This is a genomic window from Rhodococcus sp. SJ-3, from assembly GCF_051918125.1.
Classification (GTDB): Bacteria; Actinomycetota; Actinomycetes; order Mycobacteriales; family Mycobacteriaceae; genus Rhodococcus.
In genome coordinates this window covers 3,285,545-3,311,976 of record NZ_CM123306.1, presented here as the reverse complement: position 1 = coordinate 3,311,976, position 26,432 = coordinate 3,285,545, and the positions used below count along the sequence as shown (strand labels likewise).

At 65.4% G+C, this 26,432-nt stretch carries 25 protein-coding genes; 17 read left to right on the top strand and 8 right to left on the bottom strand.

The features are described from left to right. Positions 1–14 precede the first annotated feature (14 nt). A complete protein-coding gene (locus tag ACTDXD_RS15295; protein ID WP_440123175.1) occupies positions 15–719 on the bottom strand; it encodes a DUF2334 domain-containing protein in 705 nt (234 codons plus the stop codon). Between the two features lie 121 nt (positions 720–840). Here ACTDXD_RS15295 and ACTDXD_RS15290 point away from each other — a divergent pair, with 121 nt between their 5' ends. Both ACTDXD_RS15290 and ACTDXD_RS15285 read left to right on the top strand, forming a co-directional pair. Beyond that, positions 841–1,986, top strand: a complete 1,146-nt coding sequence (locus ACTDXD_RS15290; protein ID WP_440123174.1) for a cytochrome P450 — start codon at positions 841–843, stop codon at positions 1,984–1,986. A 66-nt stretch (positions 1,987–2,052) separates the two neighbouring features. Beyond that, complete coding sequence (locus tag ACTDXD_RS15285) at positions 2,053–4,179, top strand: oxidoreductase (RefSeq protein WP_440123173.1); 2,127 nt, start codon at positions 2,053–2,055, stop codon at positions 4,177–4,179. 70 nt (positions 4,180–4,249) lie between these two features. On the opposite strand, the gene bluB is transcribed toward ACTDXD_RS15285, so the two are convergent. The 4 genes from bluB to ACTDXD_RS15265 all read right to left on the bottom strand — a co-directional run bounded on the left by bluB (position 4,250) and on the right by ACTDXD_RS15265 (position 7,947). Continuing rightward, positions 4,250–4,921, bottom strand: a complete 672-nt coding sequence (bluB, locus tag ACTDXD_RS15280; protein WP_440123172.1) for a 5,6-dimethylbenzimidazole synthase — start codon at positions 4,919–4,921, stop codon at positions 4,250–4,252. Positions 4,922–4,963: 42 nt separating this feature from the next. Further along, positions 4,964–5,458 carry a glutathione peroxidase gene (locus ACTDXD_RS15275; RefSeq protein ID WP_169688273.1) on the bottom strand — a complete coding sequence of 165 codons (495 nt, stop codon included), beginning with the start codon at positions 5,456–5,458 and terminating at the stop codon, positions 4,964–4,966. Positions 5,459–5,559: 101 nt separating this feature from the next. Continuing rightward, the gene (locus ACTDXD_RS15270) at positions 5,560–6,147 is read right to left on the bottom strand and encodes an HD domain-containing protein (protein WP_440123171.1); all 588 of its coding nucleotides are present in this window, start codon (positions 6,145–6,147) and stop codon (positions 5,560–5,562) included. 111 nt (positions 6,148–6,258) lie between these two features. After that, complete coding sequence (locus tag ACTDXD_RS15265) at positions 6,259–7,947, bottom strand: class I adenylate-forming enzyme family protein (protein ID WP_440123170.1); 1,689 nt, start codon at positions 7,945–7,947, stop codon at positions 6,259–6,261. Positions 7,948–8,219: 272 nt separating this feature from the next. Here ACTDXD_RS15265 and ACTDXD_RS15260 point away from each other — a divergent pair, with 272 nt between their 5' ends. The 6 genes from ACTDXD_RS15260 (at position 8,220) to ACTDXD_RS15235 (ending at position 14,020) form a co-directional block, all read left to right on the top strand. Beyond that, entirely contained in the window at positions 8,220–9,056 is an 837-nt protein-coding gene (locus ACTDXD_RS15260) for an alpha/beta fold hydrolase (RefSeq protein ID WP_440123169.1), read from the top strand. Positions 9,057–9,088: 32 nt separating this feature from the next. Next, on the top strand, positions 9,089–10,252 hold the full coding sequence (locus tag ACTDXD_RS15255) for an acyl-CoA dehydrogenase family protein (RefSeq protein ID WP_440123168.1): 1,164 nt from the start codon (positions 9,089–9,091) through the stop codon (positions 10,250–10,252). Positions 10,253–10,268: 16 nt separating this feature from the next. Beyond that, positions 10,269–11,150: a VOC family protein gene (locus tag ACTDXD_RS15250; protein WP_440123167.1), complete on the top strand. Its 882-nt coding sequence runs from the start codon at positions 10,269–10,271 to the stop codon at positions 11,148–11,150. Beyond that, positions 11,147–12,613 carry an MFS transporter gene (locus ACTDXD_RS15245; RefSeq protein WP_440123166.1) on the top strand — a complete coding sequence of 489 codons (1,467 nt, stop codon included), beginning with the start codon at positions 11,147–11,149 and terminating at the stop codon, positions 12,611–12,613. The genes ACTDXD_RS15250 and ACTDXD_RS15245 overlap by 4 nt, the downstream gene beginning before the upstream one ends. A gap of 218 nt (positions 12,614–12,831) precedes the next feature. Then, positions 12,832–13,008: an NAD(P)-dependent oxidoreductase gene (locus ACTDXD_RS15240; RefSeq protein WP_440127658.1), complete on the top strand. Its 177-nt coding sequence runs from the start codon at positions 12,832–12,834 to the stop codon at positions 13,006–13,008. Positions 13,009–13,027: 19 nt separating this feature from the next. Beyond that, the gene (locus ACTDXD_RS15235; RefSeq protein ID WP_440123165.1) at positions 13,028–14,020 is read left to right on the top strand and encodes a FadR/GntR family transcriptional regulator; all 993 of its coding nucleotides are present in this window, start codon (positions 13,028–13,030) and stop codon (positions 14,018–14,020) included. A 39-nt stretch (positions 14,021–14,059) separates the two neighbouring features. Here ACTDXD_RS15235 and ACTDXD_RS15230 read toward each other — a convergent pair whose 3' ends face one another. Next, positions 14,060–15,310, bottom strand: coding sequence for an amidohydrolase family protein (locus tag ACTDXD_RS15230; RefSeq protein WP_440123164.1), 1,251 nt, complete (start codon positions 15,308–15,310; stop codon positions 14,060–14,062). An 82-nt stretch (positions 15,311–15,392) separates the two neighbouring features. After that, the gene (locus tag ACTDXD_RS15225) at positions 15,393–16,136 is read right to left on the bottom strand and encodes a class II aldolase/adducin family protein (protein ID WP_054716787.1); all 744 of its coding nucleotides are present in this window, start codon (positions 16,134–16,136) and stop codon (positions 15,393–15,395) included. A 511-nt stretch (positions 16,137–16,647) separates the two neighbouring features. Here ACTDXD_RS15225 and ACTDXD_RS15220 point away from each other — a divergent pair. From ACTDXD_RS15220 to ACTDXD_RS15190, 7 genes are all read left to right on the top strand, one after another. Beyond that, entirely contained in the window at positions 16,648–18,024 is a 1,377-nt protein-coding gene (locus ACTDXD_RS15220; RefSeq protein WP_440123163.1) for an MFS transporter, read from the top strand. 52 nt (positions 18,025–18,076) lie between these two features. Beyond that, entirely contained in the window at positions 18,077–18,700 is a 624-nt protein-coding gene (locus tag ACTDXD_RS15215) for an HD domain-containing protein (RefSeq protein WP_440123162.1), read from the top strand. 37 nt (positions 18,701–18,737) lie between these two features. After that, the gene (locus ACTDXD_RS15210) at positions 18,738–18,986 is read left to right on the top strand and encodes a hypothetical protein (protein WP_440123161.1); all 249 of its coding nucleotides are present in this window, start codon (positions 18,738–18,740) and stop codon (positions 18,984–18,986) included. Continuing rightward, positions 18,983–19,459, top strand: a complete 477-nt coding sequence (locus ACTDXD_RS15205; RefSeq protein WP_440123160.1) for a hypothetical protein — start codon at positions 18,983–18,985, stop codon at positions 19,457–19,459. The genes ACTDXD_RS15210 and ACTDXD_RS15205 overlap by 4 nt, the downstream gene beginning before the upstream one ends. A 52-nt stretch (positions 19,460–19,511) precedes the next feature. Further along, the gene (locus tag ACTDXD_RS15200) at positions 19,512–20,483 is read left to right on the top strand and encodes an LLM class flavin-dependent oxidoreductase (RefSeq protein WP_440123159.1); all 972 of its coding nucleotides are present in this window, start codon (positions 19,512–19,514) and stop codon (positions 20,481–20,483) included. Positions 20,484–20,512: 29 nt separating this feature from the next. Beyond that, positions 20,513–21,271 carry a hypothetical protein gene (locus ACTDXD_RS15195; protein ID WP_440123158.1) on the top strand — a complete coding sequence of 253 codons (759 nt, stop codon included), beginning with the start codon at positions 20,513–20,515 and terminating at the stop codon, positions 21,269–21,271. Between the two features lie 192 nt (positions 21,272–21,463). Continuing rightward, the gene (locus ACTDXD_RS15190; RefSeq protein WP_440123157.1) at positions 21,464–22,246 is read left to right on the top strand and encodes a TetR/AcrR family transcriptional regulator; all 783 of its coding nucleotides are present in this window, start codon (positions 21,464–21,466) and stop codon (positions 22,244–22,246) included. Between the two features lie 225 nt (positions 22,247–22,471). Here ACTDXD_RS15190 and ACTDXD_RS15185 read toward each other — a convergent pair whose 3' ends face one another. Next, complete coding sequence (locus ACTDXD_RS15185; protein ID WP_440123156.1) at positions 22,472–23,836, bottom strand: cation:dicarboxylate symporter family transporter; 1,365 nt, start codon at positions 23,834–23,836, stop codon at positions 22,472–22,474. A gap of 202 nt (positions 23,837–24,038) precedes the next feature. Between ACTDXD_RS15185 and ACTDXD_RS15180 the strand changes: the two genes are divergently transcribed. Together ACTDXD_RS15180 and ACTDXD_RS15175 are read left to right on the top strand one after the other, a co-directional pair. Continuing rightward, entirely contained in the window at positions 24,039–25,664 is a 1,626-nt protein-coding gene (locus ACTDXD_RS15180) for a sensor histidine kinase (RefSeq protein ID WP_440123155.1), read from the top strand. Next, positions 25,661–26,353, top strand: a complete 693-nt coding sequence (locus tag ACTDXD_RS15175; protein ID WP_169688270.1) for a response regulator — start codon at positions 25,661–25,663, stop codon at positions 26,351–26,353. Before ACTDXD_RS15180 ends, ACTDXD_RS15175 begins: the two co-directional genes overlap by 4 nt. The last annotated feature ends 79 nt before the right edge of the window (positions 26,354–26,432 follow it).

Here is a 26,432-nt window from a genome sequence, read left to right as displayed (position 1 = left end):
CGCCCCGAACGACCTCAGGCCACACTGCGATCGAATACGGTGCGCTGCCAACGGTAGACGCTGGGCTCCGCGCCGTGGTGCAGTGCGATATCCACAGCGTCGAGCATCGCTTGCCGAGGCCCCGGCTTCGCCAGGTGCGCTCCAGATATTGCGACACGCAACAGTTCACCACGGCGCGCCACGCGCCCCGCCCCGATCACCATGGCCCGACACCACCACGGTTCGGTCTTCGCGCCGTCCCCGATGCCGTAGACGCGGGATTTGACGACGGTGTCGCGTTCGAGGTCACGGATCCCCGCGATGTCGGCCATCAGACGGAACCCGGCGTGCGGGAGCGCGGCGAGTGCACCCGGCGATCCGAGCCAGCGCGGGGGCGCGAACAGGCGGGTACGCAAGCCGACCTCTTCGAGGACACGGTCGGCCGCGAGCAGACGCAGACGGGCTTCGTGCTCGGGCAGTGCGGCGAACTCGGCGCGACGGCGCTTGGTCGCAGCCTGGTCGTACCCGTGCAGAACCACCGCGTCGCCCCCTTCACGGCGTTCGAGCAGCCACTCCTGGGTCTCCGGATCGTTGATCAGGCGGTAGTGATCTTTGAGCCTCGGCGCGACGAACAGCGACAGGGGCACGCCGCGGGCGTCCATCTCCCGCGCGAATCCGTCGATGACGTCGCGTGTGGCGTCCCTGATCCCCGAGACCGACACGATCAGTTGTCCGCTCATGCCTTTCACGATGCACGATGCGGATGAACGGAAATCGTCGGGGGGCCGAAACCTACGCGACAGTCCGTCCACGGTCTGCACACTGGGAGGGCATGTACCGGCGATACAACGGAGGCAGTCGATGACCGGCGAACCGCATGTCGATTGGGATCCGCGCTCCGCACAGGTCCAGACCGACCAGGTCGCGGCATACGACGAGATGCGCGCCCGGTGCCCCGTGGCGTACAGCGCGTACCGCAACTGGACGGTGTTCCGGCACGCCGACATCGTGCGGATCCTCGACGACCCCGGCACGTTCAGCAACTCGGTGTCGTCACACCTGTCGGTTCCCAACGGGATGGATCCGCCGGAGCACACGGCGTTCCGTGCGATCAACGATCGCTACTTCACTCCCGGCCGCATGCGCGAGTTCGAACCCGAGTGCCGCGCGGTGTCGCGGCAGCTCGTCGGCGCGCTCGGCGACGGCCTCGTCGAGATCGTCTCCGAGCTGGCCGAACCGTTCGCAAACCGTATCCAGTGCCGCTTCATGGGATGGCCGGCACGCCTTCACGACCCGCTGCGGGAATGGACACGCAAGAACCGGGAAGCGACGCGTGCCCTGGACAGAGAAGCGATGTCGGCGATCGCGATGGAGTTCGACGGTTACATCCGAGAACAGCTCGATGAGCGCCGCACCCTCGACCGGCCGGCCGACGTCACCGCCGAACTGCTCGCCGAGCGGGTGAACGGACGGCCGCTGTCCGACGCCGAACTGGTGTCCCTCATCCGTAACTGGACGGTCGGGGAACTGAGCACGATCGCCGCCTGTGTCGGGATCCTCGTGTCGTTCCTCGCCGCGAACCCCGATGTCCAACGTCGTCTCCGTTCCGAGCCGGATCTCATCGGCGCTGCGTGCGACGAAATTCTGCGCATGCGTGCGCCCTTGATCGCGAACCGTCGTCGCACCACCGAGGAGGTGACGGTGAGCGGCCGGACGATTCCAGTGGGCGAGCGCGTCATGGTGCTGTGGGCGTCGGCGAATCGCGACGAGGGCGTCTTCGGTGATCCCGACGAGTTCCGGCTCGACCGCGATCCCGACGACAATCTGCTCTACGGGCGCGGCATCCATGGGTGCCCCGGCGCACCGCTGGCGAGACTCGAACTGACGGTATTGATCGAAGAGCTGCTCGCCGCGACCGACTTCATCGAAGTGGCCGTGCCTCCGGGTCACGCCGCGTACCCCGCAGGCGGGTTCGACAGCGTACCGGTCTCACTGCTTCGGCGCTGAGTGACCGGCATCTCGTTCATCGGGACCGATTCCCGCCGGCCCTTCTGCCAGGAATAGCTTTCTCCCGTGACGAACCGGCTTCAGACATACCCCAACCTGCTCTCCCCCGGTGCCATCGGTCCCATTGCTCTGGACAACCGGGTGGTGCTGCCTGCGATGGACATGAACCTCTGCGAGGACGGCGAGATCGAGCAGGGCGACATCGATCATTTCGTCGCTCGCGCCGCCGGGGGAACCGGGCTGATCATCACCGGATGCTGCGCAGTTGCGTACCCCGCCGGATGTGCCAGCACGAAGGAGCCCGGACTGTCCGAGGACCGGTTCATCCCCGGGCTCAAAGCGCTCGCCGACGCGGTTCACGACGCAGGAAGCAAGCTGTGCGTGCAGATGACGCACCACGGCAAGGTTGCGCGTATCGACACGGTCCAGGATCGGCCACAGCTCGTTCCGAGCAGGCCGAAGCCACCGAGCGACATGAGCGCGTTCATCGACAACACGCCCGAGGAACTGAAGAAGATGGCCGCCATCCAAGGCGGCAAGCAGACCACGTATCACGAGGCCACCGTCGATGACATCGAGTGGCTGATCCGCATGTTCGCCGAAGCGGCAGGACGTGTGAAGACTGCCGGTGGCGACGCGGTCGAGATCCATGTCGCCCACAATTACGTTCTCGGCGGGTTCCTGAGCCGGTATTCGAATCAGCGCACCGACGAATACGGCGGGTCGCTGGAGAATCGGGCCCGGCTGACGGTCGAGGTGATCCGTGCGGTCAAGGCCGAGGTCGGCGACGACCTTGCGGTGATCGTGCGTCTGGCCGGCCAGGAGTACGGCGAAACCGACGGTCTCACCGTGGAGGAATCCACGGCCGCCGCCGTCATGTTCGAGCAGGCGGGCGCGGACGCCATCCACGTCACGGGAACCGCGCTCAACGCGTTCGCGAACTTCACCGACGGCCCGCTGCCCGACAAGGTCGGCTTCTACACCGACAACGCTGCCGCCATCAAACGTGCGGTGTCGATCCCGGTCATCACCGTCGGCCGCATGTTGCCCGAGGTCGGCGAGAAGATGATCGCCGAGGGACACACCGATTTCGTTGCGATGGGCCGCCAGTTGCTTGCCGACCCGCAGCTCGTGAACAAGCTCGAGACGGGCCGCACCGAACAGATCCGCCCGTGCATCAACTGCTACGTGTGTGTTCAGGAGAACTTCTGGGATGCCACGCCGATCTGCGCGGTCAACCCCACGCTCGGCAACGAGACGCTGATGCCGTTCGTCCGGAGCGCCACATCCAAGCACGTCGTGGTCATCGGCGCCGGGCCTGGCGGTCTGGAGGCGGCGCGGGTCGCCACCGAACGCGGACACCGGGTGACGGTCCTCGACAAGGCGGACCGGCTGGGCGGCACGATGTGGTTCTCCAGCCTGACCACCCCCGACAACGGACGCATGCTGAAATGGCAGGCTCAGGAAGTCACCCGGCTCGGCATCGACGTGCGCCTGAACACTGAGGCGACCGCGGCATCCGTGCGTGCGCTGAACCCGGATGTGGTGATCGTCGCGACCGGCGCAGTACGAGAGCGTCCGACCGTTCCCGGCGGCGACCTGCCGCACGTGCACACCGGCGACAGCATGCGTGCACTCATGACAGGTACGGGCGACGTCTCCGATCAGGCACTGTTCCTGCGCATCATGGGCAAGCTCGGCAAACTGGCAGGCATCACCACCAGCGCCGAACGGATCCGCAGCCTCAGTACCCGGTTCCTGAAGTTCCTGCCGATGGCCAAGGACGTCGTCGTGATCGGTGGCTCGCTCGTCGGACTCGAGCTGGCAGAGTTCATGGCCGAGCGCGGTAGCCGCGTGACGCTGCTCGCCGAAGGGCAGCAGCTCGGTGTTCCGATGGCGATGCCGCGCAGGTGGACCGCTGCGAAGCATGCTCGTGAAATCGGCGTGCAGGTGCACCGCAATGCCACTGTCGAGCGGATCACGCCGAAGACCGTGGAGTTCACCGTCGACGGCGAGACGAAGTCTGCCCGCGCCAGCATGGTCATCGTCGCGTCCGGTGTGTCGGCCGCTGCACCGCTGGCCGACCAACTGGCCGATTCGGGCCTGGATGTACGCGTGGTCGGCGACGCAGGCAGCGTCGACTACATCGAAGGTGCGATCCACTCGGCGTGGAAGGTCGCAGCCGAACTCTGACGGGTACCGACAGCAGCGGCGGCAGGCACCCGTGGGTGCCTGCCGCCGCTGTCGGTAGGGATGTCGGCTGTCAGGCGTCTGCGGCGTCCGGCTCGAACGCAGCACCCGCGAACGTGTCGCGGTGCACCGCATCGGTGAGCTCACGTCCGCTGCGCCAGCCGAACCGCTCGAGATCGGGGACCTCCTGCAACGCGGTGACCGGTCCGACGCACAGCCACGCGATGGGCCGGACGGGACCGGCGACACCGACGAAGTCGGCGAGGAACGGCTCCTCGTAGAACGACACCCAGCCGACGCCGAGCCCCTCCGCTGTCGCCGCGAGCCAGAGATTCTGGATCGCGAGCACCGCGGAGAACAGACCCGATTCGTCGATGGTGTGGCGGCCGAGGATATGTTTGCCGCCCCGCTCCGGGTCATAGGTGACGACGATGCCGGTTCCGGACTCGACGATCCCCTCGACCTTGATCGGGTCGAAGGTGCCCTTGCGGTCTTCGGGCAAAGAGTCGGCGAATGCCTGACGGCGCCCTGCCACATGCTCGGCGAACTGCGCGAGACGTTCCCGGTCCTGCACGACCACGAAGTCCCACGGTTGGGTGTTGCCGACGCTCGGCGCGTGGTGGGCAGCCCCGAGGACGCGCCACAGCACGTCCTCGGAGATCACGTCACCGCTGAACTCGGCGCGCACGTCGCGGCGCATGCGGATGATGTCGTACAGCGCGTCACGCGCCTCGGTCGAAAACATGTTTCTCGTGCTCTGTTCTGGTCTGTCGCGGCAGGGTGGTCTTCAGGCGGGCAGGATCTCTTCGAGCGCGTCGATCACTTCGGGTGCATCGGGTTCGGTGCGGGGACGGAAGCGGTTCACGACCGTACCGTCGGGCGCGATCAGGAACTTCTCGAAGTTCCACTGGATGTCACCGGCTTCGCCGCTCGCGTCGGCCTGCTTCGTCAACTCGGCGTACAGCGGGTGCCGGTTCTCGCCGTTGACCTCGATCTTCTCGAGCAGGGGGAACGTGACGCCGTAGGTGGTCGAGCAGAACTCCTGGATCTCCTCGGCGGTGCCGGGTTCCTGACCCATGAATTGGTTGCACGGGACACCGATGACGAACAGCCCGCGGTCGGCGTAGTCCTTCGCGAGTTGTTCGAGCACGGTGTACTGCGGCGTGAGGCCGCACTTGGATGCGACGTTGACGACGAGGAGGGCATGGCCGTCCCACGCACCGAGGCTGGTGGGTTCACCGGAGAGGGTGTTGATGGTGATGTTCTGCAGAGGCGTGGTCATACAACCAAGTTAGCGTGCCCATCTACACTGCTCCCTCAGGCGCGTAGAACCACCCTTCTTCCAGTAGCCGAGCAACGGCCATGCGCGGGTGTCGATCAGGATCAGTCCGAGCCGAACCCTGACGCCGAACGGGTGAACACCTCACGCAACATCGGCACGAAGTGATCGATCGGCAAGGTCTCGTAGCCTGGGTCGAAGGACACCTGGTCCCACTCGGCACAGAAGTGGGCGCAGGTGCCGAAATACGGTGAACCGCGGAATTTTTCGCGTGCATCGGTATCGAGGCCGAGCCGGTCCCAGTAGTGGTAACCCTGGAAGATTCCGTGGTGTTGCACGACCCATGTCGATTCCGCGTCCAAGTATGGACGGACGATCGACGCCGCCAGCTCCGCGTGGTTCGCCGGCGCCATCGCGTCGCCGACGTCGTGCAGCAGCGCGGCGACTATCAGATCGGTTCTGGCCCCTTCGCGGTACGCCCTCGACGCGGTCTGCAGCGAGTGCTCGTAGCGGTCGACCTGGTAGCCGAGCGTCGGCCCTTTGAGCGAGTCGAGCAGGTCAACCATGGTGTCCACCAGGCGATCGTTGAGGAACTTCTTCGACTCCGTGAAGATGAGTGCGATGTCCTCCTTGGTGGACTCGTCCATTCTGGTGAAGCCCACCACACGGTTCGGCTGGTCGATCTCGGTCACGTGGACCTCCCCTTTTCACTGGCGGATACAGAATCGAGACCCGCGGGCGTACTGCCTTCCTACCGGCGCAGCAGCACTGGAACAACGATATTCCCTCTCAGCGGGCCGAACTCATCCCTGCGCCCCTCTCCCTACCGGATCGAGGAGGCCGACACCGGCCGCGACCTCGAGCTCACCCGCGGCAAGCGCCGCCAGAGCCAGGTCCCGGACCTGCCCCTTGGCAAGTTTTCCTCCCGAGGACCGGGGCAGCTCGTCGACTACGAGCAGGTACTCGGGCAGGCACTCCTTGGTCACCCCGTGCTCGATCAGATGCGCGACCAGGCCGGGCAACGTCAGCCCGGCAGCGGAACTTCCGCTGACGACGACGCAGACCCGTTCACCGAAGACGTCGTCCGGAAGTCCGACAGCCACGGCCATTTCGACATCCGGGTGGGTCTCGACCTCTCGCTCCACGTGGGCGGCGGAGATGTTCTTCCCTCCTCGGATGATGATTTCGGCCTTGCGGCCCACAACGGTGAGGTAGCCGCTGTCGTCGATGGTGACGAGGTCTCCCATGAGCAGCGAGCCGTCCGGTGCGTAGAGCTCGTCGTTGGCCGCCGGGTCGTCGTAGTACCCCATGCTCAAGAGCGGCCCTGTGCCACCCGGCTGCCCCGGTCCGCCACTGGCGGTGATGTCCCGCCCCTCGTCGTCGTACAGCCGGACTGTCATCGAGGGCACCATCCGGCCCGCAGTCGTCAGCCGCTTCTCCCGAGGGTCCTTCGTCGTCGTGTAGCTGAACGCGCCGCTCTCGTTGGATCCGAAGAACTGCAGCACGGTGGCGCCGGTCCGGTCCTCGAACCTCGCGGCGTCGCGGTACGGCACCGCTTCGCCGCCAGTGAACATGACTTTCAGGGACGACAGATCGACCTGTTCCGCCAGATCCGAGGCGAGCAGCATGCGGAATTGCGTACTGACACAGAACAGGACAGTCGCCCGCTCCTCTGCAATTTTCCGCACCATCTCGTCGGCGGTGAAGCGAGGCAGCAGCACCGCGGGTGCCCCGAGCATCGCCGGTGCGAAGTGGCTCGTCCACAGTCCGAAGCCGAAGGGAGCCGGGACCGCCGCGAGGAATACCTCGTCGTGGCCGAGTTCGCCGGCGTCGATGGCCAGTTGGGAGAAATGCATCCAGCGGTTCTGGAACTGCACCACGCACTTGGGCAGGCCGGTGGTGCCCGAAGTGGAGTTCAGCATCGAGACATCGTCCGGACCGAGAGCGCGCGGACGCACCAGGTCGTCCGGGGCGAACTCGACCGGGACCTCACGCCAGCGTCCTGCGTCGAGCCGGCGGAGCGCCTGCACCTGCCCGTCCCCAACGACGAGGTGCACGCGGACCGGCAGCCCGGCCGCACGCACGAGCTGCCCGAGTTGCTCGATGTCGCGGCCACGGTCATCCGCTCTCGTGATCAGCGCGACCGCACCGGAACGACCGAGCAGGTGCGTGATCTCGGCGTCGCCGGCACGTGCGCCGATGCCCATCGCCACAAGGCCGGCTCGCTCGGTCCCCACCAACGCGGCATGCACATCCGCAGTGTCCGGGAGGAGCACCCCGACGCGGCCCCCGGGCTCGATTCCTGCACCCACCAGTGCCGCCGCGATGGTGTCGGCATATGCGTCGTAGGCAAGCCAGCTCGTCCGGTCCGTACCGGCGACAAACGCCGGCGCCGCGGGAATCCTCCTCGCGTGGTCGGCGACGACCTCACCGAGCGAACGCGTACCCCACCAGCCGGCCTGCCTGTAGCGCGCAGCCGCCGCGTTGTCCATCACTGCCTCCCGGGCCTGAATTCATGATCGTGTCGGCCATCACACGACGGCCCGAACACACGGTAGCGCCAGAGCAACGGTTGATCAATCACTTGATTGGGAATTCTCAACCGTTCGCTTGATCGGAACTGCAACAGCCGTTACCGTACCCCTCGTACGTGACTCGCCTCACACAACTTGGGCCTGCTGAGACCGGGTCCACTTCCTCGTGGACCTCGGCCCCGGCTTCGTCGGGGCGAAATGCACTAGCCGCAAGAGAAAGATCGGATCGCATGGAAACCCTCGACTACGACGCCACGACGCACGGACCGTCCGCCACCGACAAACTGCACTTCCACGAGGCCGGTGAAGGTCATCCCCTCGTACTGCTGCACGGGTCCGGACCAGGAGTCTCCGGCTGGTCCAACTTCTCGAAGAACCTGCCGGCCTTCGCACGCAACTTTCGCACCATCGTTGTCGACATGCCCGGATTCGGTGCGAGCCCGGATATCGAGTACGACCGTCCGTACCCCGAACTCGCCGCGGAGTCGATAGTCACGCTGCTCGACGACCTCAGCATCGAAAAGGCCCACGTTCTCGGCAATTCCATGGGCGGATGGGTCGCGCTCGAGACGGCGGCGATCGCACCAGAACGCGTCGAGCGACTGGTGTTGATGGGCCCCGGCGGCCTGTACGCACCGTTACTGGGACCGATGATGAGCGAGGGCGCCCGGCGCCTGAACGCCTTTCTCGTCGACCCCACCCGCGAGGCACTCGAAGCCTGGGTCGAGTCGATGGTCTACGACCCGGCGACGATCACACCGCAGTTGCTCGACGAGCGCTGGAACAACGCCACCGCACCCCGCGCCATCGATCGGATGCGCGCGGTCATGGCGTCGTTGGCCCTGCCCGGCAAGGCGCCGTTGTGGGCACGCACCGACGAGATCCCGCACCGGACCCTGGTCACCTGGGGCCGCGACGACCGCATGCTGCCCCCGGACGGCGCCCTGTTCGCGCTCCGCCGCATGCCCAAAGCGGACCTGCACATTCTCGGCGAATGCGGGCACTGGGCCCAAGTCGAACGCAAGCACGACTTCGAGTCGCTCACGACCGATTTCCTCACCCGCTGATTTCCCCTCTGGCACCGAAGGAGTTTTCCCACATGGAGTTCCAGCACGACGCACTGGACACCGCCCTCGCTGCAGGTGACCGCCTGAAGGCACTCGAAACCGAATGCACCGAGGAGCGCCGACTCTCGGCGGACACCGCGAAGATCCTGCGCGACGCGGGCATCATGCGACTCATCCAACCCAAGCGCTACGGCGGGTTCGAGGCCGATCCTGGCGTCTTCAACACCGCGATGTACGAGCTCGCACGGCTGTCCAGCTCTGCGGGCTGGGTCACCGGTGTCGTCGGCGTCCACTCCTGGCACCTGGGCCTGTTCCCGGATCGAGCCCAGAAGGACGTGTGGGGAGAGAATTCCGACGCGTGGATCAGTTCGTCCTACAGCCCGGCCGGCACCGCCAAGATCGTGCCGGGCGGCTACGAACTGACCGGACGCTGGGGATTCTCGTCGGGCAGCGACCACTGCGACTGGGTCTTCCTGGGCGCAATGGTCACCGACGAGCAGGGGAAGCGCACCGGGCAGCACATCCATCTGCTGCTCCCCCGCGCCGACTACACGATCGACGACGTCTGGTTCATGTCCGGCCTCGCCGGTACCGGCAGCAACGACATCGTCGTCGACGGCGCATTCGTGCCCGAACATCGCACACACGACGTCGTCGACCTCTACGCGGAGCGCTATCCCGGCAACGAGGTGAACACCGCCGGACTCTTCCGGCTGCCCTGGTACACCCTATTCGTCAATGCCGTCGCGGTGCCGTTGATCGGCATGGCCCGCCGGGTGATCGACGAAGCTGTCTCGATTCACAGGTCCCGCTTGGCGATCGACGTGTCCAAGATGCCGCACGCGGCCACGCTGGCACGCCTGACCGAGGCAGACTTCGAGGTCGACACCGCGTACCGGACTCTTCAGGCCGACCTCGCCGACGCCTTCGGTGCCGTCGAACGCGGCGCGACGGTTTCGATGGCGATGCGGCAGCGCACCAAACGCGATCACATTGCAGCCGTCGGGCTGGCGGTCTCGGCCGCGGACAAGGCATACCAGGTGGGTGGGCCACGGTCGATCGCGCTGTCGAGTGCACTGCAATCGGTCTGGCGCGACGTCCATGCCGGCCAGCACCATGCCATCAACCTGCCGGACATCGTCAATCTCGAATACGGCCGGTACATGCTCACCGGCGAACCCGGCAACCTCTACTGATTTCGAGGAGTACGCAATGCCTGTTCTGTCACTGGGATACCTACGTCTCAACGTCGAGTCTGCGGAGCGGTGGAATCCCTTCGTCCGCGATTTCATCGGCATGATGCCGGTCGACGGCCCGTCGGCGGACTCACTGCACTATCGCATGGACCACTACCCGCCGCGCTTGGTCGTCACCGAATCGGCCACACCGGGACTCGAAGCCGTCGGTTTCGAGGTCCTCAACCGCTCCGACCTGAAGGACCTGATGTCCCGAGTCGAGGCCGCGGGCATCGACACCCACGCCGGCACCCCCGAGGAGTGCGCGCTGCGGCAGGTCACGGGCTTCGCCGCATTCGACGACCCGTCCGGCAACCGGGTGGAACTGTTCTACGGGCCGGTACTGAGCCATCGGAGTGTGGAGCTTGGGCACCTGTCCGGCTTCGTCACCGGCGATCAGGGCATGGGACACGTCATCCTCAATTGTGTGGATACCGAAGCGGCCTACGAATTCTACGTAGGAGTACTGGGATTCGCCGAGCGCAACTCGCTCGCGTTGCCCGGCGGCACCAGCTACTTCCTCGGCTGCAACGCACGCCAGCACACGCTCGGGCTCAATCCTGCCGCGGGCCCTGCACTGCTGCACTTCATGGTGGAGACCGTCGACATCGACGACGTGGGCAAAGCTCTCGATCGCGCCCACGATCTCAACGTCCCGATGATGCAGTCGCTGGGCAAGCACACCAACGACCGGATGCTCTCGTTCTACACCTACTCCCCCGACGGGCACGCCACCGAGATCGGATGGGGTGGTGAACGAATCGAAGACGCGGCACCGACCTACCGGATCACCGAGGGCGCAGTGTGGGGCCACCGGTACACGCCGCCGCCGGCCGGAGCGAAGGGTCTCCCGCAGTGACAGGCACCGTCGACGGCGGGGTGCCGGCGGGCGGCACCACCGTCGGCGCGGAGGACACCCACCGGTGGACGCCCCGGCTCGTGACGATCCTGATCGTCCTGATTCTCGTCAGTGAAATCATCCCGGTGTCCGCGGTCCTCGCCGGTACCGCGTTGCCTGCCATCTCGGCCGAGTACGCGACCGCCCAGGCCGGCTGGACCATGACGATCGCGTTCCTCACCGCGAGCATCGCGATGCCGTTGGTGGGCAAGCTCGCCGACATGTACGGCAAGAAGCGCCTGTTGATGGTCGTGCTCGCGATCACCGTCGTCGGCTCCCTGCTGTCCGCGGTCGCGTCGAGTTTCCCGATGTTCCTTCTCGGCCGGGCACTACAGGGTGCGATCTTCTCGGTCGCGTTCCTCTGCTATTCGCTGATCCGGGACGTCTTCCCGGAGAAGATCGTGCCGTTCGCGGTCAGTGTCACCGTGACCGGGACCGGTATCGTCGTCGTGCTGCAGCCGTTCCTCGCGGGCTGGCTCATCGACAATCACGGTGTCGCGGGCGCCTTCTGTTTCGTCACCGTCCTCACGGCGGCACTGGCAGTCGCCGCTCTGCTCGTAGTGCCGGAATCCCCGGTGCGGTCCTCGGATTCGCGTCCCGACCTGATGGGTGCGTTCCTGCTGGGCAGCTCGGTCGCGGCCGTCCTGGTCGCGGTGAGCTCGGCGCCGCAGTGGGGCTGGACCAGCGCCGGAACCCTCGGCCTGCTGGCGGCCGGGTGCGCCCTGTTCGCGGCCTGGATCGTGCAGGCGGGCCACGTCCCCGAACCGCTGGTCGATCTGCAGCAACTGCGTCGTCCGGCGCTGCTGTACACGGTGCTCGCGTCGGGCCTGGTGTATGGCGTCGGCACCACGACCAGCTCGATCCTCGCGATCATGGCCATGACGCCTCGCGAGGCCGGCGGTGACTACGGATTCGGCATGACAGCCAGTGAGTTCGCGATCTTCGGCGTGATCAACGGCATCGGCATCGTCGTCGGCGGACTGATCGTCGGACTCACGGTGCAGCGACTCGGAGCGAAAGCGCACATGGTCGCGGCGGCCGTCGCCGTCGCGGTCGGCGCGCTGACGATGGGCCTCGGACGCGGCGACGAACTGCTCGTGCTCACCGCGACCGGACTTGCCCATCTCGGTGTGGGACTGGCGGGCGCCGCGATCCCGAACCTGGTCATCGCGGCGGTGCCACCCGAACATCAGGTGGTCAGCTCCAGCCTCACCGAGGTGAGTCGCACCCTGATGGCGGGTATCGGCACGACCGTGGTGTTCGTGGTGCTCAATGCGAACATTCAGGCGATGGCCGGCGGAATTCCGTTGTACGAGGGCATCGGCTTCCAGTGGGCGTACATGTTGATCGCCGCATCCGCAGTGCTCGGTGGCCTGGCGGCGACGCGACTGCCCGGACGAACCGGCGAACCATCGACGGCCTGACCCCCGCGCAGCATCGGCACAGGACGCACCGCCCGACCGACCGAGTCCTGATTCTCATAGAGGATCCGGCAGTCGAGCGGGCGGTGCGCGCACCATCTGTCGGTGATGCCGGCTCCTCGTACCCACCGTCCGTACCGCGGAGGAAATGCAGCCCTGCTGCCGGACGCCGACATCGTCATCGTCATCGCGAACTGGCGTTGCTGCCACCGGAAGCGTTGGTGATCAACGTCGCCCGCAGTCCGGTCGTCGACGAGACTGCGCTCGCCGCTGCGATTCGCTCCGGATCCGTGGCCGGGGCCGCGCTGGAGGTCTTTGTCAGCGAACCGCTAGAGTCCGGCAGTCCGCTTTTCGGAGCTGGACAACGTCCTGCTGAGCCCTCATGTCGCCGGAGGTAGTTCGGCTGCCCGTCAGCGCATGTTCGAGATGGCAGCGGCCGATATCGCAGGGTGTGCCGCGACGAACTGCCGCTGTGGATGCTGGGGTAATCCCGCCGACCCGGCGGGAACGACAGAGCAGGCGCAGACCAAATTCACTAAGTTTGGTAACTTTGGCTTCATGGACTCCCGAGATCGAAAGGACGCGACGGCGGTGCCCGCAGGGGCACCGGACCGGAAATCGCAGATTCCCGATCCGGGCAGCCTGCGCTGGCGACGACTGGCCGAGATGGTGGCAGACCAGATCCGCGAGCGGATCTTGCGCGGCGACCTGAACGAGGGCGACCTCCTGCCGAAGGAAGCCGAACTGCGCGAGCAGTACCCGGTCAACGTCCAGTCCCTGCGTGAGGCCCTGCGCATTCTCGAGGCCGAGGGTCTCGTCCGTGTCCGCCGCGGTAACCGGGGCGGAGCCGTCGTGCACCGGCCCACCCCCGGAAACGTTGCCTACAGCCTCTCGATGGTGCTCGCGATGTCGGGAACGGACATCGACGACGTCGGTCGCGCGCTGCACGAGGTCGAGCCGATGTGCGCGGCGCTGTGCGCGGAACGCGGAGACCGTGCCACCGAGGTGGTTCCGGTTCTGCGCGCCCTGCACGAGGAATCACTGTCGAAAGTCGACGATCTTGTTGCCGCGACCGCACTCTCGCGACGGTTTCACGAATCCGTGGTGAAGCTGTGCGGAAACCGGTCGTTGATCGTGCTGGCTGGAGCCCTCGAGGCCCTGTGGTCGAGTCACGTCACGGACTGGGCCAGCAAGCGAGCGGACCCGGAACGGATTCCGCCGACCGAACGGACCCAGGCGCTGGCCGTTCACGGCCAGATCCTGCAGTGCATCGAGGACGGCGACGCCGCATCTGCGCGGGTGATCGCGGCCCGGCATCTCCGGGATGTACAAACCTATCCGCACGACCCGGACCGACCGGCCGTCTCGCTCGATCCCGCGGTCGCGCGGGACCGTCTATTCTTCGGCTGAGCGGGCCCGACCGGAAGGCCGGACCCGACCAGCACTCGGTCAGAAGCTGTTCGGATCGTCGATCACGCTCTGCGGCACTGGATGCCGGTACAGCTTGGATGCGTTCTCCCATGTGATCTTGGGTAGCTCACCTGCAGAGAGTCCCTTCATGGACTCACTGACGACCTCCATGGTCCGGGGCCACAGGCTGTCGCTGTGCGGGTAGTCCTCCTCCAGCAGGATGTGGTCGATCCCGATCCGGTCACGCAGAACCATCGTCGACGGATCCTCCACGGCGCAGAACCAGAAGTTCCGCTTCAGCACGTCCGCTGGGGAGATGTCGATGCCTTCCCATGTGCCGTACATCGACGAGTAGGTGTTCATGTGATCGAGACGGTCGAGAAGTGCAGGAACCCAACCGATTCCACCTTCCGACATTACGATCTTGATATTCGGGAAGCGCACCGGGATCTTCGAGAACAACCAGTCGACGGTCGCGAACATGGCATAGCCGAAGAACAACGTGCCGGACACATCAGGCGGAGCGTCCTCCGACGTACTCGGCGACGTGCTGGACGAGCCGATGTGCAGGTTGATGACGGTCTCGGTCTCCTCGCACGCCCGCATGATCGGGTCCCAGTGACCCGAGTGCACGGACGGCAGCCCGAGGGCGTGGGGGCCCTCGGAGAAGGTCACCGCCTTGAAGCCCCGCTCGGCGTTGCGGTAGATCTCCTGCGCACCGATCTCGGGGTCGAGGAAATACGGGATCTGGCAGGGGATGATGCGGTCCGGGTACGGGCCCGCCCAGCCCTCGAGGTGCCAGTCGTTGTAGGCGCGCGTCGCAGCAAGCGCCAGTTCCCGGTCGTTGGTGCTCAGTTGTAGACGCTGACCGGCGAAGCCGGGGAGGAACGACGGGAAGTTCAGGGACGCATACACACCCGAGAGGTTCATATCCTTGACACGGTGGTGGATGTCCCACGAACCACGGCGCATGTCCTCGAAGCGCTGCGGGTCGAAACCCCACTCGTCGACCGGGCGTCCGACGACCGCATTGAAACCGACGTTCGGGATCTCCTTACCGTCGTACACCCAGATATCCGCGCCGTCGCGGTGGATGACCTTGGGTGCCCGGTCGGCGAGCTTCGCCGGCAGGCGACCTTCGAACGCGTCCTTGGGCTCGACGATGTGGTCATCGACGGAGATGAAGGGGAAGGGCCGGTGCGCCCTCTCCGGTTCGGGCAGGAAGGTCACCTTCCCCTTGACGTTCTGGGTGAAGTCGGTGTTGTGGATCAGTTCGTCGAGATTGGCCATCTCGCACGCTCCTCAATTGTCGGGGGTCGGCGAATCCGGCTGCGTTACCTACGCAGCCGCAAATTTTGGGGTATGGAGGTCTTCAGTCGAGAACGTCGAGATCGGTCCGGAGCAGCTTGCGCACGGCGCCGGCCCAGTAGACACCGGCCGCTCGCTCGACGAGCGCCTTCTGCATCGCGACTCGAATGCTCTTCTCGATCGGCAGTGGGTCCTTGCCGAGCAGCAGGATGTCGTACGCCAGCCGGCAGAACCGGTCGATCGAGGCCGCGCGGTAGACCGCGAGTTCGATCGTGTCGGCAGTGGTGATGATGCCGTGGCTGGCGAGGATGACGTTGTTACGGTCGCCGATCTGGTCGGCGAGACCCCGACCGAGCTCGGCGTCGTTGATCTCACCGTCGTACTCGTCGACCAGGGAGAGGTCGTCGTCGTACAGACTGCCGGTCTGATGCGCAATCATCGGCAGAACACCGACAGCAGCCAGCACGGTCACGTAGTACGGGTGGTTGTGGATGACCACCCGGGCGTCCGGACGACGCCGGTGCAGTTCGGTGTGGATGTGGTAAGCGGGCGTGACATCCCATTTACCCTCGATCACAGCACCGTTCGCGTCCACACGGCACACATCGGAAGCCGCGACCTCGTCCCACCACAACCCCCACGGGTTGATCAGGAGGCTGTCGTCGTCCCGATCGGCCCAGGTGATGTGGCCGGCCATGTTCTCGCTGAAGCCGTCGCGCGCCAGAATCCGGAACGCGCAGGCGAGCTTCTGCTCGTTGTTGAGATCGACCCCGATGGGGGGCGTGGCACGCGGTCGCCACTCACCCATCGAATCCGGACCACCTCCGATGGCCGTCGATTCGTCGCACACGGTCACAGCGCCTCCATGGAGTGAGATTGGGGTCACAGATTCGGACGTGTCGGAACTCTATCTTACAAAAGATACCGATGTAAGCCCTCACATCAGCAAACCTCACGCCGTCGACGAACAGCACCAGCCCGCACCCGCGACCACCGACCGGCCCCCAGGTCTCCCGATCTGCACACATACCGTGCGGCCAGAGCCGCCAGAGATGCACATCGCGCCTCCCACGTCCCGCCATTGCCAGCCAAACGCTTGATTGACATATTTTGCGGATCGCCCTAAATTTGTGATGCTCGCCATACAGCGCGCAGTCCTCCGTGTTCTCGTGCCCCTCGTCCCGACTCCGAATCGGACAGGAGCAGAAAACCGAGGAACCACACGACGGCACCGTGTCCCCTCCAACAACCGTCCAGCGCTGAGACTGCTCCGCCCCTCCCACTGCCCCACCGCACCCCTCCCGACAAGGAGAACCGGCATGACCGCCTCACCAACACAGAACAATCCTGCGGAGAGTCCGACGCCGGCGATCCGATCCCGGGTCAAGGGCCGGGCTCGGATGATTCTGGCCGTCAATATGGGAAACACGTTGGAGTGGTTCGACTGGACAGTGTTCGCGATTTTCGCGGTCTACTTCTCCAACCAGTTCTTCCACTCGACCAACGAGGTGTCGAACCTGTTGTCGACGATGGCGGTGTTCGCGGTCGGGTTCGTCATGCGCCCGATCGGCGGCCTGATCTTCGGGTTGGTTGCCGATCGCCGCGGACGGAAATTCGTCATGGTGCTGACCATGACACTGGTCGCAGCATCGAGTGTCCTCATCGCGATCGCGCCCACCTACGAACGGATCGGCGTGTTCGCGTCGCTGTGGCTGCTCGTCGTCCGCTGCATCCAGGGCGTAGCACACGGTGGTGAGCAGGGCGGGTCGTACACCTATATCGCCGAGGTGGCGCGGCCCGACAACCGCGCGCTGTGGGGTACCACGGTCATCATGTCCACCGTCGGCGGAACAGTGCTCGCCACCCTCCTCGGCGCAGTGATGCGTACCGCGATCGACTCCCAGGCGATGGCCGACTGGGGCTGGCGCATCCCGTTCCTGATCGGCGGTGCGCTCGGATTCTTCGCGCTCTACCTGCGCCGCGGCCTCGAGGAATCCGCAGCTTTCACCGACCACGCCGCCGAGGCCGCGAGCACCGGGACACGGTCGTCGGCACGCTCCGCGCTCCGCGACATCTGGGCGCAGCGAACCTCGATCCTGCGCGTCGTTCTCCTCGTCGGCGGCACATCGGTCTTCTCGTACACCTGGTCGGTCAACGCTCCCGCGTACGCCATCAGCTTCCACCACGTGAACGACAAACTTGCGATGTGGGCCGGCGTGGTCGCCAACATCGTCTTCATCCTCGCTCTCCCGCTCGCGGCACTCCTCGCCGACCGATTCGGACGTCGTCCCAACAACATCGTGTGGGGACTGCTGGTGGCCTTGCTCGCCTTCCCCTTGTCGGGCATGCTCGACGGTTCGGCTCTCACCCTGGTAGTGGCGATGTCCCTGGCGCTCGTCATCCAGGCGCTCGGGGCCAGTACACAGGTCGCCTGGTTCGCCGAATTGTTCTCCACGAAGTCCCGCGCGGCAGGTACGGGAATCGCGGTGTCGCTCGCGGCTGCGATCTTCGGAGGTACCGCGCCGTACCTCAATTCGTGGCTGACCTCCCGCGGTACGCCGGACCTGTTCACCTGGTACGTCATCGTGCTCGCACTGGCTGTTGCCGCCGCCGCCTACTTCACCCAGGAGACCAAGGGCCTCGCCCTCACCGCGGAGACGGACGCGCCGAGCGAAACCACTGTCAGCCCGGCCTGACTGCCGGGGCCCGACGCATCGACCAACGAGACCGAGACCGAAAGAAGCTGACATGATCGACAATACCCGTACCGTCGAGTTCTCCCGGATGGACGACGCCACTGCCGCGGAGATGGAACTGATCCGCGACGAGGCCGCGGTCCATCGTCGCGACCACTGGCTCGGGACGGTTGTACGTCTGCTCGAGTCGATGAAGGGCTATACCTTCGGTTACCGCGTCGATCGCTACGAGCACTCGTTGCAGTCCGCGACCCGTGCACACCGGGAGGGTGCCCGCGTCGATCTCGTGATGGCCGCCCTCCTGCACGACATCGGCGACGATCTCTGCCCGGACAATCACAGCGAGGTCGCTGCCGCGATCCTGCGGCCGGTGCTCGACGACGAGGCGGTGTGGATCGTCAAGCACCACGGTGTCTTCCAGACCTACCATTACGGCGACAAGCTAGGAATTCCGACCGACAGTCGTGACCGGTATCGGGACTCCCCGTACTTCGATACCTGCGCCCACTTCTGCGCAGCCTGGGACCAGGAGTCGTTCGACCCCGACTACGACACCGAACCCCTCGAGTTCTTCATGCCGATGCTCGAGGAGGTCTTCTCCCGCCCACCGCGCACGTGGGGGGATCAGGACCTGGTGTGGTCGAAAGAGGACTCCGGGGACCCGCACTCCGCGTAGTCCGCACGCCCCCACCCCGCACAGGAGGAACCAGACAATGAGTTCGATCGACGCAGCGACTGCACGGCAGTACGTCGAGTCGGGTTGGTGGGGCACCGACCCGCTGCACGAGATCGTGCGGGTACAAGCCGTTGCCACCCCCGAGCGCTCCGACACATCGGACCGAAGGCTGAACACATCCGGCCGTCGACCGCGCTCGTCGGGCGGCAAGTTCGGCAGGCGCGATATACGCCGGGTGGCGCTCGAATCCGTAACGGCCGCATCATCGAATGTGATCGCGTCGTGACCAGAGTCAAGACCGTCGACGTCTTTACGTGCCGGGAAATCCTTCGGATCCGGTCCGGAATCGGACAGTACGCGCCCCCGGACGGATTCGGCGAGTACTACTGGTCCGAACTGCTCAGGGACTGCGCCGAATCCGACGCTCTCGAGGCCACCTGGGCGCACTACCGCACAAAGACACGGCCGTTGGCCCCCGCGGACATTCTCGGGGAGGTCGAGTCGAGACGCGCACCTCGGGTGGCGATGGTTGCAAGGGTCGCCGATCGCCTGCTCGACGAACGCACACAGTTCGGCTGGACCTCCGAGCAGCTCACCCAGTGGCAAACTACCTTCGAAACCGAGATCGGTAGAGGGGCCGACATCGAGGACGCGCGCGACTGCGCGGATGTCGACGTGTGCGGCGCCGCCGATTCAGGCGACAACGCCGCCGCAGAGATCGTGCCTTCGATGGCCCTGACCCCTCCCGCCGCTGACTGAGCCAGCCACTTCATTCATTTTGACCACACCGACGGACAGGACACCGCTTTTCGTGAAGCTCGGACTCTTTCTCGACATGCGCAACCCGACCCGATGGGAACGCCCCCGCGCCGAGCACTACGGTGCGATGCTCGATCGGGTTGCCTGGGCCGAGCAACTCGGCGCAAATTCGGTGTGGCTGACAGAGCACCACTTCTTCGAGGACGGCTACCTGCCGCAACCGCTCACCCTCGCCGCCGCGATCGCCGCCCGAACCGAGCGCATCAGGATCGGCACGGCCGTCCTGCTCGCGCCCCACCGCCATCCCGTCCACATCGCGGAAGAGGCCGCGCTCGTAGACCTTGTCTCGGGCGGGCGACTCGAACTAGGGCTCGGCGCCGGGTGGTCCTCAGAGGAATTCGACGCATTCGGATCGGACTTTCGCACCCGTTACGACGTCACCGACACAGTGTTCTCCGCGGTGCGGAATCTGCTGTCGGATGGCGGTGTCACGCCGGGGCCAGCGCAGGCACCGGTGCCGATGTGGCTCGGATATCAGGGGCCCCGCGGCGCCGCCCGGGCCGGACGTCTCGGAGCCGGACTGCTGTCGCTCGACCCGGCTCTGTCGGCGCCGTACCTCATCGGTCTCGAGGAGGGCGGCCACGGCGCGGACGCGGCCCGCCGCGGTGGCATGCTCAACATCATTGTGGCCGATGATCCCGAGTCGACTACAAGACGACTGATCCCGCATTGGGCACACCAGCAGGCAACATATGCGAGCAGGCGTGGTGATGCGCGCAGCGCCGCCGATCTGGAGATCGAGTTGATCGCCGAGTTCGACCTGACGGGCGCGGTGCCGGGACTGACCGTCGCCACACCCGAGGTGGCGGCCCATGAGATCCGTCTCCGAACTCATTCCATGCCAGTCGAGCACGTCTATCTGTGGGCCGGACTCCCGGGGATGCCCGACGCGCTGGTCGACCGCCACGTGGAATTGTTACTCACCCGGGTCGCGCCGGTGCTCGCCGAGGCAGCACCATGCTAGGCCGCAAGGTCTTCTTCTCGTTCACCCAGGTGACAGACCCGACTTCGCACGCGGAGTACAACGCTTGGCACCAGCTCGACCATCGGCCCGAAAATCTCGCTCTGGACGGCGTCGCCCACGGCGAGCGGTGGGTGCACAGCCCGGACTGCGCAGAATCCACCCGGACCTGCGAAGTGCTCGACGGAGTGCACTACGTCAACAGTTACTGGTTCCGGGACCCCGTTGACGAGAGCTTCGCCCAATGGCAGAACCTCGCGGTCAGGACGTTCCAACTGGGACGGCGACCCGATGTCCGGCTCAGCCGGCGTCTGGCGATGGGCACTTTCATGCCGGTCAAGGGCTACGTGAGCCCGCGTTGTCTGCTCAGCGCGGACGCGTTGCCGATCCGCCCGAACCGGGGAATCTCGCTGGTCGCGACTCGGGTCCAGGACCCCAACGGCAGTGTGAGCGAGCAGTTCTTCGCCAAGCAGGACCGCGAAGTAATACCGGCCCTGCTGAAATGCGAGGAGGTCGCAGGGGTGTGGACCTTCTCGAGCTACAGCACCACACTCGACGTGGGACGCGATTCGGACGACGGGGTCACGTTCGCAGAGGACGACCGCACTTCATCGGGTCAGGTGCGGATCGTGATGGTGTTTCTCGACGGAGACCCAGCCCTACATCTGGCCGATCGGGCACGGCGCGGGATCGAACTCGAGCCGACCCCGCTCGAAGAAGGCATCGAACTCTTGTTCTCCGGGGTGCTACGCAACATCGAGCCCTGGAACTGGACATGGTTCGACTCGTGAGAAAGCAGTTTCCCGCATCACACCCCTACCACGTGGCAACTCGACCCCACCGGGGTCGCATGCTCGGCAAACATGGCCACAACGAGCGAAGAGCGCATTGACGTGGCTCAGGTAAACAGCCCTGACCTGCTGATAGCCTCGGATGTGGCGGCGCATGCACAGATCGTCAGACCCGGACACGAGAGGTGAACAGTGACAGCCAGTCGGCGTCAGAAGATCCTGGCCGAATCGGCTCGGCTTTTTTCCGAACGAGGAATGTCAGCCACCACGATCCGCGAGATCGCCGACGCGGTCGGGCTGAATTCCGGGACGCTGTACCACTACTTCAGTTCCAAGGATGCCATCGTTTCCGAGATCCTGAGGAGTTTCCTGACAGACCTGGTATGCAACTACGAGAGCGTCCGGGCCGAGCCCGAGACGGCCCGCCATCGTCTCGGGCTCATGGTCCGAGTCTCACTCGAAGTCGCAGACCAGCATCCCTACGCCACAGAGATCTATCAGAACGAGATCGAGAACCTCGGTGCGCTCCCCGAGTACACGGAGATCGCCGGTGCCGTCGAGTCCTCGCACCGGGCATGGTTCGACGTTGTCGATGAAGGAGTACGCGATGGTGAATTCAATTCCGGTATAGATGTATTCGAGTTTCAGCGGATGATGCGAGAGTGCGTTTTCCAGTCGGTCAGGTGGCACCGAGACACCCTCGCCGCCGACATCGAATCGATAACCGCCACTGTCACATCGGTTTTCTTCGACGGGTTCGCCCCGGCACGAACCGAATCAACCACAATGACGCTGCCCCCGTCGTCGACGAAGGTGAAGCGCGAACCGGCGCCCGCCGAACCACCGATCGACACAGTGGACGACCTTCGCTCCGAACTGGACGAGCTACGCTCCGATATGCGTGCCATGCGCGGTCTTATGGAATCGTTGTCCAAGTCTCGCAACGCGAATGGCAGCACCGCTACCGACGACTGACTTGCTGACGGGGTGGGCATACCGACAGGTCTCTACCAACCCGCCACTCGTGCGGCGGAGCGTGAATTCACCCTGACTCCGGCACTACGGCTCAACAGCAACCCAGCGCACTCAGAGCATTCCCGCATCAACCGCCTGGCACCGACACGGCTGCCGGTACATCTCTGAGAGGTACACGGCTTCCGTGCCGGCGGTAACCGGTCTCCGATGAGAGAGAACAGTAGGTCAGGCCGAGACTTTCTCGAGCCGAGACGGTTCCTTGAGAGGTTCCGGCATGCCGTCATTGTCGCCGAGCATGTTCTCGTCGAACGGCAGCCGACCCGAGAGCACCTCGTCCACTCGATCGCGGTCGACCGAGCGTGTCCACGTGCCGATCAGCAGCGTCGCGACAGCGTTGCCGGAGAAATTGGTGACCGCGCGCGCTTCCGACATGAAGCGGTCGACACCCACGATCAGACCGACACCGTCGAGCAGGTCGGGGCGGTGGCTCTGTAGGCCACCGGCCAGCGTCGCAAGACCGGCGCCGGTGACCCCGGCCGCGCCCTTCGAGGCGATCACCATGAACACCAGCAACGAGACCTGCTCCGACAACGTGAGCGGACTTCCCATGGCATCGGCGACGAACAGCGCGGCCATCGTCAGGTAGATGGCGGTTCCGTCGAGGTTGAACGAATACCCCGTGGGCACGACGACACCGACGGTGGTGCGCTCGACGCCGAGATGCTCCATCTTGGCGATCAGACGCGGCAGCGCGGACTCCGACGACGACGTTGCGAAGATCAGGAGGTATTCACGGGCCAGGTAGCGGACGAGTCTGAACACCGAGACTCCCGCCACGGCCTTGAGCAGCGAGCCGAGCACACCGAACACGAACACCAGGCACGTGAGGTAGAACGCGAGCATCAACGCACCCAACTGCACGACTGCGTTCAGCCCCGTCTGTCCGACCACATTGGCGATTGCGCCGAATGCTCCGATCGGTGCGAGCCACAGGATCATCGTCAGAATCTTGAACACGAGCTTCTGGATATGCGCGACGCCGCGCAGAATCGGTTCACCCGATTTCCCGATGCCCTGGATCGCAAAGCCGACGAGCAGCGCGACGAACAGTGTCTGAAGCACACTGCCCGCGGTGAGCGACGACAGCAGCGACATGGGAATGATCGACGAGATGAACTCGGCAGTACCGCCCGCAGCGTGCGCCTGCTCGGCGAGTGCGGCACCCGAATCTGCGGTCTCCGGGTCGAGCGTCAGGCCTGAGCCCGGGTCGAGAAGATTCCCGACGCCGAGTCCGATCGCCAAGGCGACCGTGGACATTCCGACGAAGTAGGCGAGGGCGAGACCACCGATCCGCCCGACGCTGGCGGCGGCACGCACCGAGCCGATGCCGAGCACGATGGTGCAGAAGATCACCGGGCTGATCATCATCTTGATCAGATCGACGAACATCGTGCCGAGCACACCGAGCGATTTACCGGCCTCGGGTGCCTGCCATCCGACGATCACACCCGCGACCACCGCAACGATGACGCCGATGTACAACCAGTGGGTGCGGTCGCGGTGTTTCTCCCCGCGCGTGGTGATACTCATGTGTGCCCTTCACGTTGTGGTGCAGTGTCGGCGACGAACCTGCTCGGATCGAGGTTCCACCGGCGTCGAATCGGGTGACCGAAGTCACGCGCACTGTGAACATGGTGGAGTGAAGGGCAGTGCGCGCAGAAGATTGCGTGCATTGTGTTCACGGGGAACGTGCGCGTGAACTCTTGGAGAAGACGCGCGGCGGGAGGTCGAGATGAGGTCGGGACCGGGTCGCGGCCGCCCTCTGAGCGTCGCGCGCCAACTGCTGATCTTGCAGCTGGTGGTGTTCACGGTGATGGCCGTGGTCGCCGGAGTCCTGTTCGTACTCGACGAACGCCGCGAGGCCGATGACGCCACCGGACGCGAAGTGACCGAGATCGCCGACACCTTCGCGCAGTTTCCCGAAGTCGCTGTCGGAATCACCACGAATGACGCGGGCGGCGACCTGCAGGTGCGGGCCGAGGAGGTTCGCACGTCGACCGGGGTCGATTTCGTGGTGGTCATGGGAATGAACGAGATCCGGTTGACTCATCCCACCCCCGGGGAGATCGGGCGGCCGTACACGGGCCACACGGATCAGGCACGCGCGGGTGCGACGTTCACCGAGACATACACCGGCTCGCTCGGCCCGTCGATCCGCGCCGTTGCGCCCGTCTACGACGAGGCAGGCGACCTCGTCGGCTTCGTGTCCGTCGGGGTGACGCGTACCCACATCTGGGAAGAGTTCGTTGCTGGACTACCCACGATCCTCGGAGTGGTCGCGGCGGGGGTGGCGGTGTCGGCTGTCGGCGCGTATCTCATCGCCCGCCGGTTCCGCCGGCAGACGTTGGGCCTCGATGCGCGGCAGCTCCGCACCCTCTACGAGCATCACGACGCGGTACTGCATTCGATCAGTGAGGGGTTGCTGGTATTCGATGTCGAGTCGTCGCGACCGCGGATCGATGTGGTCAACGACGAGGCACGGCGGCTTCTCGATCTGCCGCGCACCGGTCCGGTGCCGTTCGATGCTCTGCCCGCGACGGTCCGCGACCTGCTCAGCCGCCACGACGTTCGGGACGAGGTCCACGTCACGGAGGGCCGCGTTCTCCTGATCAACAGTGATGCGGTGCGGTGGGACGGGCGAACGCTCGGCACGGTCGTGACGCTGCGTGACCACACGGAGCTGCGAAGTGTGCTCGGTGAACTCGACGCGGTGAAGGGTTTCGCCGATTCACTGCGCGCGCAAGCCCACGAATCCGCCAACCGGTTGCACACGATCATCACTATGGTCGAACTCGGCAGGACCACCGACGCGGTCGCCTTCGCGACGGAGGAGCTCGCGATGTCGCAGGCGCTCATCGACCGTCTCACCTCGGCCGTGCGCGAACCCGCGCTCGTCGCGCTGCTGCTCGGGAAGAGTGCGGACGCTTCCGACCGGGGTGTGGAGCTGACGATCACCGAGGACACCGCACTCGACTCCACCTCGATCATGAGCACTCGCGACCTGGTGACGCTCGTGGGCAATCTCGTCGACAATGCGATCGACGCCGCGCGCATCTCGGACGAACCGTGGGTCGAGGTGGGGATACGGCAGGATGGAACCACCATGATCGTCGAAGTCGCAGACAGTGGACCGGGCATGTCCGCGCAGACCCTGGCACGAGCAACTGCACGCGGCTACTCCACGAAGTTCGATCACCACGGGCTCGGTCTGGCGTTGGTCAACGGGCTGGTCAGAAAGTACCGGGGAAGTCTGCGCACCGAGCCGTCCCTCGGCTCGATGGTCGTTGTGGAGATCCCGCTCGGCCGGACCGGCACCGACGACTCTGCGTTCGCCGCCGAGCCTGGAGACGACGAATGATCCGTGTGCTGATCGTCGAGGACGAGCCGCTGATCGCGAAAGCCCATCGCGAATATCTCGCTCGCATACCGGGTTTCACCGTCGTTGCGGTCGCGCACACCGGACAGGATGCACTGCGCGCCGTGACCACGGCAGCTCACGGGGGTGAGCCGATCGACCTCGTGCTCCTCGACATCGGGCTACCCGACACCAGCGGACTCGACATCGCAGCCGCACTGAGTGTGTTCCATCCGAGTCCCGACATCATCGCTGTGACCTCGGCGCGCGAACTCGAGGTGGTGCGCACTGCCGTCGCCCGCGGAATCGTGCTGTATCTACTCAAGCCGTTCACCTTCGCGGCCCTACGCGACAAACTCGAACGTTACGTGTCCTACCGTGAGGCGCTCGACGACTCAGGAAAGGCCGCCGGGCAGCACGAGATCGATCGCGCCATGTCGGCGTTGCGCACGTCCGACTCGCGCGCATCGAGTCCGAAAGGCATCGCGCCCGCGACCCTCGACCTCATCGTCGGGTACCTCCGGGACGCGGATGCCCCGTGCACTGCCGCTCAGGTCGGCGCCGGGATCGGTGTATCACGGGTGACGGCGTGGCGTTATCTCGAGCGTCTCGCCGACGACGGGGCACTCGTGCGACTCACCGAATACGGAAAGGCCGGGCGACCGCAGGTGCGCTACGCGCGCACTCCCTGACACCGCCCTCACCGTCACAGCGCCCACCGCCCGGGAACACCTGCAGGCCATCGCCGATGCTCTGACTCCGAAATGACAG